At 38.6% G+C, this 6919-nt stretch carries 8 protein-coding genes; 3 read left to right on the top strand and 5 right to left on the bottom strand.

Going from position 1 to position 6919, the window contains the following annotated elements; translation table 11 throughout:
* Positions 1-183: 183 nt before the first annotated feature.
* The 3 genes from NO346_RS00905 to NO346_RS00895 form a co-directional block, all read right to left on the bottom strand.
* Entirely contained in the window at positions 184-498 is a 315-nt protein-coding gene (locus tag NO346_RS00905) for a putative quinol monooxygenase (RefSeq protein ID WP_249570488.1), read from the bottom strand.
* A 12-nt stretch (positions 499-510) separates the two neighbouring features.
* Positions 511-1101, bottom strand: a complete 591-nt coding sequence (locus tag NO346_RS00900; protein WP_256413912.1) for an NAD(P)H-dependent oxidoreductase — start codon at positions 1099-1101, stop codon at positions 511-513.
* A gap of 108 nt (positions 1102-1209) precedes the next feature.
* Positions 1210-2082 carry a DUF4349 domain-containing protein gene (locus NO346_RS00895; RefSeq protein WP_256413910.1) on the bottom strand — a complete coding sequence of 291 codons (873 nt, stop codon included), beginning with the start codon at positions 2080-2082 and terminating at the stop codon, positions 1210-1212.
* Between the two features lie 181 nt (positions 2083-2263).
* Between NO346_RS00895 and NO346_RS00890 the strand changes: the two genes are divergently transcribed.
* Positions 2264-2635: a hypothetical protein gene (locus NO346_RS00890; protein ID WP_256413909.1), complete on the top strand. Its 372-nt coding sequence runs from the start codon at positions 2264-2266 to the stop codon at positions 2633-2635.
* 347 nt (positions 2636-2982) lie between these two features.
* Positions 2983-4212 carry an MFS transporter gene (locus NO346_RS00885; RefSeq protein ID WP_256413913.1) on the top strand — a complete coding sequence of 410 codons (1230 nt, stop codon included), beginning with the start codon at positions 2983-2985 and terminating at the stop codon, positions 4210-4212.
* 102 nt (positions 4213-4314) lie between these two features.
* On the opposite strand, the gene sodC is transcribed toward NO346_RS00885, so the two are convergent.
* On the bottom strand, positions 4315-4896 hold the full coding sequence (sodC, locus tag NO346_RS00880) for a superoxide dismutase [Cu-Zn] SodC (protein ID WP_256413908.1): 582 nt from the start codon (positions 4894-4896) through the stop codon (positions 4315-4317).
* 103 nt (positions 4897-4999) lie between these two features.
* The gene (locus NO346_RS00875; RefSeq protein ID WP_256413907.1) at positions 5000-6097 is read right to left on the bottom strand and encodes an AI-2E family transporter; all 1098 of its coding nucleotides are present in this window, start codon (positions 6095-6097) and stop codon (positions 5000-5002) included.
* 339 nt (positions 6098-6436) lie between these two features.
* Between NO346_RS00875 and NO346_RS00870 the strand changes: the two genes are divergently transcribed.
* On the top strand, positions 6437-6841 hold the full coding sequence (locus NO346_RS00870) for a hypothetical protein (protein ID WP_256413905.1): 405 nt from the start codon (positions 6437-6439) through the stop codon (positions 6839-6841).
* Positions 6842-6919 lie beyond the last annotated feature (78 nt).

Genomic DNA, 6919 nt, shown 5'->3' with positions numbered 1-6919 from the left:
ATTGATGACTTTATTCTCGATAAAAATCATCTCCTACCACAGAGAATCTATAAATAATAGTGCGTAAGTCCTATATTAATAGAATGATTCGCTTATTTATTATCTAAGTTCGACTTAAATACTCAGTGAACGCATTTCTGAAGATTATATTTAATGTCGAACTTAGGTTAATGGTTTTATCTATTAAATCCCACTGTTTAGAATACGGATTTTCACATCAGCAACATGGTCTTTGGTTGCTTCAAAATGCTGCTGCATATGTGCAGTTTGCATATGTGCTTCGAGATGAGCAGTACTTTGCCATTTTTCTAACATCACAATGCTATTTTCATCTTGTGTCTGCATAGCAATCGCTGGTAGGTGATCAATCAATGGGGCATAGCCATGACAACCATCCTCTGCCAGTACAGTTGGAATGATTTTTTGGAAAGCATCTAAAACTGCTTGGCGATGTTCTGCACCTGCATGTGTCTGAATTTCTGCAATAATCGTCAACATAGGATTTCTCTCTTAATGGGCAGTCGCAAAAAGCTGATCTAAATGGGCTTTGTACGCTTCGATGTAGCTTGGTACATCGGGCATTTTGATTACATCATTCACGATAAATGTAGGTAATGATTCCATGCCCAAGAATTGATTGGCTTTATGGAAAGCTAAATACACACCATCAACGCCAACGCCGTGAAAGAATTGATCTGGATCAGTGAACGCTTCAATTGGTGCATTCCACGTCAACGACAACATGTATTTTTTATCTTGGAGCAAGCCACCTGAACCATATTTTTTCGATGCATCAGAACGGCTACGTCCATCACTGGCATAGAGTGAACCATGACCAATCGTAAAAATATCATCAATATATTTTTTCATTGTCCATGGCGCGCCCATCCACCAGCCTGGCATTTGATAGATCACTACATCTGCCCATAAATATTTTTCAATTTCGGCTTGGATGTCATAGTCACTGTCGGTACGTGTCATTTGTACTGTATGACCTAAAGCTTTTAGATGTGATTCGGAAAAGTCAGTCAGGGTGTCATTCAATTCACCATTCGAGTGAGCGAATTGTTTAGCACCATTAATAATTAAAATATTGCTCATAAAATTAAACTCAAAAATAGATTTCTAAAACTTGGATATATTTTAGAGAATCTATTCATGAGTAAAAATGTATAAATAAGCAAAATACTATTGACTAATAATCAATAATTATGGGTTCTGTTTTCGTGTTTTATAAGCTTTACGGATCAACCAAATTGCAATAATCACTATATAAAACGCCCAAAATTGGATCAACCAGATGAGCGTTTCTTTAAAATAGGATAGTCCAATTTTGAATGCTTCGGCTATTCGGGTGAGTAATGGATCGCTGTCTAGTGATGCAATACGATGAATATTGAGGTCATGACTCTTACGCACTTTTGGCTGTTGGAAAAATTCTAAACGAATGGTGCTATACGCTAGGCGATCTTTCACTTCTAAATCAGTGAGCTGTTGTAATTGATTATTTACTGCATTAGATGCGCTATTACTTTGGTTCGCTGTATTGAGTTTCTCTTCTAACAGTTTTAACTCGTAACGTTTTGCTTCATAGCTTTGTGTATTAAAGTTCAACATTAAAGGCAGTAAATGATTTAGAAATGTTGTCACCTGATCATTTGGAATACGTACCGTCAGTTGTACCGTCGGCGTGATTTTTTCATAAACATCCACGGTTCCATCAATACGATCATGTTGAGAACGGTCACTCACTTGATAGTCAATTTGCTTATTCTCAATATAGCCATTGTATTGCAATAACTGTTGCTCAAGCGTAGATGTGGTTTTTAATACATCGTTCACTTCAAATTTTAATTCAGCACTTTTAATTAATTGCCGATTTTGTTCGAGAGCACTTTGTTGTGTGCTTACTAACTGTTCGGGGTTTTTTGCTGCATTTGCTCGAATTGTTTCACTATTGGGCGCCGCACTTTCTGTCGCTACAGATACATCGCTTGCAGCACCTTCTTCTTTTTTCGAACAGCCGACAATCGTACTACTGACGACTAAAATAATTGCTAATTTTTTTGCTAAATCTGACATTGGTGATGCCTAATCCGTGGTGATATTCATGTTATAAAATTTGTTTTTTTATTGACTTGTGATGATGTTCAAATGATTGATCAATACAACAAATCTCTCATAAGTCACATACATTTTGTTGCTTTGAAATCCAGTTTTGCATAGTAGCATAAATGCATGTGGTAAATAGGAAAGGTACAAAATGTATAAAATTTGGATGGTTTTAGGGTGTAGCTTATTTTTAGCCGCATGTAATCAGCCGATTGCACAGTCACAGCAAGAAGCAGCGGTACAAAAAAGTACAGCAATACATGCGGTTTTACTCGATCAACCAAATTTATTTCATGATGAAACTAATCTCAAAATTGACCAGCAGTTTAATCGTGCTGAAAACCCAACAGATGCGGAAATCACTGTTGAACAAGCGCAATTAGATGATTCTGTTGTAGCTATTCGTACCGAATATGAGTTAAAGCGTGATCAAGAAGTCTGGAAGATTGTAAATAAAAAACAAAGCTATCAGTGTGCGAGAGGGGACAATACCAATAAATTCCAGTTTGAATTGTGTTCCTGAATCTCATTGATAAATTGACGATGAGTAAAAACCAAACAAAAATGTGGATAACTTTTTGGTTATTCACATATCCACACAATTCATTTTATTGCTTAAATTGCAGGCATTTTTAAAAAGTGCTAAAGTTGCGCTTGTAAATTTTTACGATAGGTAAAATATTTACGAATCTCACGCAATTTATACACCTTGTGAATACGGTGTTTTCACATTTTTACATGCGCTCTCACTGCATGGAAATCAAAATTTAATTTAAATCAGAACCATAAAATGACGTAGTGCGGAATCTATTTTCTTTTTTTCAAGGAAATGGATGCACGCGAATTGGTTATTTTTGTGAATAGAACATGATGACGAACAATCAAAGCATGACGTTAAACCGTATAACGCTCATGTTTCCATTAGCTTTAGTGCTATTCGAATTTTCAGTCTATATTGGTAATGACTTAATTCAGCCAGCAATGTTGGCAATTACAGAACAATTCGGTGTTAGTGCAACATGGGCACCATCTTCCATGTCTTTTTATTTATTGGGTGGAGCAAGTGTTGCTTGGTTGCTTGGACCTCTGTCAGACCGTCTTGGACGTAAGAAAGTATTATTGGCAGGCGTGGCTTTCTTTACCATCTGTTGTTTGCTGATCTTATTGACGCAGAATATCCAACAATTCCTGACTTTACGTTTCTTACAGGGAATTGGCCTTACGGTCATTTCGGCAGTGGGTTATGCTGCAATTCAGGAAACATTTGAGGAACGTGATGCCATTAAAGTGATGGCATTAATGGCCAATATTTCCTTGCTTGCGCCATTACTTGGGCCTGTTCTGGGTGCATTTCTGATTGATTATGTCTCTTGGCATTGGGGTTTTGTTGCGATTGCAATCATTTCATTCCTGAGTTGGTTTGGTCTAAATAAATTTATGCCAGCAACCCCAGAGCGTCGAGCGAGACAACCTTTTATTTATATTTTTGATGATTTTAAAAAAGTATTCACCAATCGCCGTTTCTTAGGGTTAAGCATTGCTTTACCTTTGGTTGGGATGCCATTAATGCTGTGGATTGCGCTGTCACCCATCATCTTGGTCGATGAGTTAAAGCTCAGTAGTGTGCAATATGGTTTAGCGCAATTTCCTGTATTTTTTGGCTTAATTGCAGGGAATATTATCCTGATCAAAATCATTGATCGCTTTCCATTAGGCAAAACCATTTTGATGGGCTTACCGATTATGTTGATTGGAACGCTGTTTTTAATTTTAGGCGTGATTTGGCAAACTTATCTAGTGCCGTGTTTATTGATCGGTATGACCTTAATAAGCTTAGGAGAGAGGATTAGTTTTTCAGTTTTATATCGTTTTGCATTAATGTCTTCAGAAGTATCCAAAGGGACAGTCGCTGCGGCTGTTTCAATGCTATTGATGATGAGTTTCTTTGTGATTATAGAATTGGTGCGTGTACTTTATACGCATTTCCATATTTGGGCTTTTGCTTTAACGAGTGTCAGTTTGATCGGTTTTTGGTTTATGCAACCAAGAGCTGTGCTCAAACAAGTGATGCAAGAACGTAAAGCCGAGGGAATCAATTAGTGAATAATATGCTGAACCAGTGGCGTAGTCGTTTGTAGCTGCATAAAATATCTACGAAACTGTGGATATCTTTTTAGATACCCACAGTGCCTAAAATACTTTTTACTTAATCACACCACAGGCAACCCGATCTCCGCCACCGCCCAAAGGCTTAGGTGAATCTGAATAATTATCGCCACCTGCGTGAATCATGATTGCCCGACCCTGAATATCGGTAAGTTTCAGGCGTGGGGCAAGCACAGGCGTTGTTGCAAAACCCTTGTCATTCACGGTTAGGGCAGGCAGGTCACCTAAATGTCCATCCAGTGGCGTACCGTGATGGGCAACTTTCTCTGGGTTAAGATGCCCGCCCGCAGCGAGGGCGGCTCCCATTTTGCCATCCTTTAATGCTGCTTCACATGAGCCGTTTTCATGGATATGAAAACCATGTTCACCTGGGGAAAGTTTTCCAAGCGCAGGGGTAATTAATAAACCTTTTGCTGTTTGTTTGAATGTTACTGTTCCAATGGATGCACCTACACCTTTGGCATCGACTTGGTAAACTTGTATGAGTTGTTTCTGATCTGTTGTCGTTGGCTGTGTTTGAATTTTGGATGCATTGCTGTCTAAGTTAATAGACGAACATGCACTCATTATCAAAACTAAACTTGTCAGAACACAAGACTTTTGTACCGTTGAAATCATTGCAAATTATCCTTATCTATCAGCTTTATTTGTTTGATTCAAATAAAGTATGGGATAACTCGCAAGTTGTCAGTAAGATTAAATGGTAAATCGTGTAAATAGATTACGACTTTGTTTCAGGTGGCGCTTCAATGGCAGCGATTGGCTCCTGAACATTCTCATGCAGCCATTCACGCCAGATTGCCAATAAAATAGCTAAGATGACTGGACCAATAAATAAGCCCACTAAACCAAAACTTGCGATTCCTCCTAGCACACCAAACATAATTAAAATGAATGGAATTTGAGTTGCGCCTGAGATAACTAAAGGTCGAATCACATTATCTGAACTACTTACAATCAAGACACCCCATGTAATCACACCAATTGCTTCAACAGTTTGGCCTTGAGCAAATAGCCATAAACCAACCCCTAAATAGGAGATGGGAGTTCCAAATGGAATTAAGGCCAAAATAAAGGTTACCATGGTGAGTAGCATTGGGTTAGGCACACCTGCTACAAAGTAACTGAGACCTGCTAAAATGGCTTGTGCCACAGCAGTTAATCCCACGCCATACACTACAGCGCGTGTTGTTTCTGAAATGGTGTCTAGATAATGATGTACGCGAGGACCAATGATCTTTTCTAAGGCACGACTCACCTGAGATAAAATCATTTGCCCATCACGATAGAAAAAGAACAACGTCATGATGGCAAATGTCAGTTTAACTAAATTCCGACTAATCTCGCTCAGTACAAAACGGCCATAGCTCAAATGACCTTGTATCCATTCGGCAACATTCTTTGCAATACTATTCGGATCGGCACTTAATTCATTGACTGTACGACTGATATCCTTACCCACAATCGGAAGTGTTTTTATAAACTCGGGGACTTGAATATGACCTGAAAATAATTGTTTTTGTAAATTAAAATATAAATTTCGGCCTTCGAGTTGCAGCATGAAAATGGCACAAACAAAGGGAACCCCAATCACTAAAATGACCAACGTAATCATGATCGTTGCATTTAGCGTTGGTCGATTTTCACCAAAAAAGCGACGTTGTACCCATAAATAAACAGGCCATGTCATATAAGCAATAATCGCTGCCCAAAGAACAGGAACGATAAAGTATTTGAGAATGCTGAATCCCAAATACATTAAGACAAAGAACAGTCCAAACAATAAAACACGTTGTAATGTGGGAGCGTATTGTTGCACAAGCTTCCGTCTCTAGGGCTAAAAGTTGAATAAAATCATATTAACTGAAAAATGCGTCCAGTAAAATTTTCATTCAGTAATTTCACGTTGAAATCTCTAAATGGAATCAGGGGCTAAACCGCTGGCATGTTTCAGCCAGCCGATTATTTTCAATGGAGTGGCCCGTGATCGGCAATATGTATATCTCAGCATTTACGAAAGTTTTAAGACTGCAATACAGCAACTTACCATAGCAACATTTGCTATCGACTTTAATACAGGAGTTGGCAAAGAGTTACAAAGCGTATTGTTATATTGAATTCATCACACATCCATAAAGTGAATTTAAGGAGCAGTTCGATGACACATTCAAATAATCAGGACAATACCTCTCCAAAAACAGGTCAGGACCATCATTCACAACCGAATAACAGCAATGGTACACAAGCCGAAAGCGCAGTGGCTACCCTCTTGAACGGTGATAAACTCAGTTATCAGCAAGTGGAAGGCCTGACGGACAGTGATCAATTACAGCAGGCTATAGAAAGGGAAGATATTCCTAAAAATCCTGAAAATGCACTACAGGAGCAAGGTGCGGAACGTGAACAGGCAATCCAGTCAAATGATGGCAGTCACGGTAACGAGACCATCCGTAAAGCTATGGAAAACCTCGATAGTGATGAAATGAGACATAACCTGAAAGATGAGGGTGATGACACAGACCAACCTAGCCCAAATCCCGCACCTTTCATTGAACCTAAATAAACTAGGACTTACGCATTGACAGATTCAAAAAAGTATTAAAATGCTTTATAAAGTATCTGTGATCAGACGAATTAAACA

It is taken from the genome of Acinetobacter sp. 5862 (assembly GCF_024494585.1).
Taxonomy (GTDB): domain Bacteria; phylum Pseudomonadota; class Gammaproteobacteria; order Pseudomonadales; family Moraxellaceae; genus Acinetobacter.
The sequence above is the reverse complement of the archived record's forward strand: the minus strand, read 5'-3'. Positions and strand labels throughout refer to the sequence as shown.

What these genes read in the sequence shown, in the direction of transcription:
- NO346_RS00890 (WP_256413909.1), top strand. Translation starts at nt 2,264, where the DNA reads ATGTATAAAATTTGGATGGTTTTAGGGTGTAGCTTATTTTTAGCCGCA.
- sodC (WP_256413908.1), bottom strand. Translation starts at nt 4,896, where the DNA reads ATGATTTCAACGGTACAAAAGTCTTGTGTTCTGACAAGTTTAGTTTTG.
- NO346_RS00870 (WP_256413905.1), top strand. Translation starts at nt 6,437, where the DNA reads ATGACACATTCAAATAATCAGGACAATACCTCTCCAAAAACAGGTCAG.
- NO346_RS00895 (WP_256413910.1), bottom strand. Translation starts at nt 2,082, where the DNA reads ATGTCAGATTTAGCAAAAAAATTAGCAATTATTTTAGTCGTCAGTAGT.
- NO346_RS00905 (WP_249570488.1), bottom strand. Translation starts at nt 498, where the DNA reads ATGTTGACGATTATTGCAGAAATTCAGACACATGCAGGTGCAGAACAT.
- NO346_RS00900 (WP_256413912.1), bottom strand. Translation starts at nt 1,101, where the DNA reads ATGAGCAATATTTTAATTATTAATGGTGCTAAACAATTCGCTCACTCG.
- NO346_RS00885 (WP_256413913.1), top strand. Translation starts at nt 2,983, where the DNA reads ATGACGAACAATCAAAGCATGACGTTAAACCGTATAACGCTCATGTTT.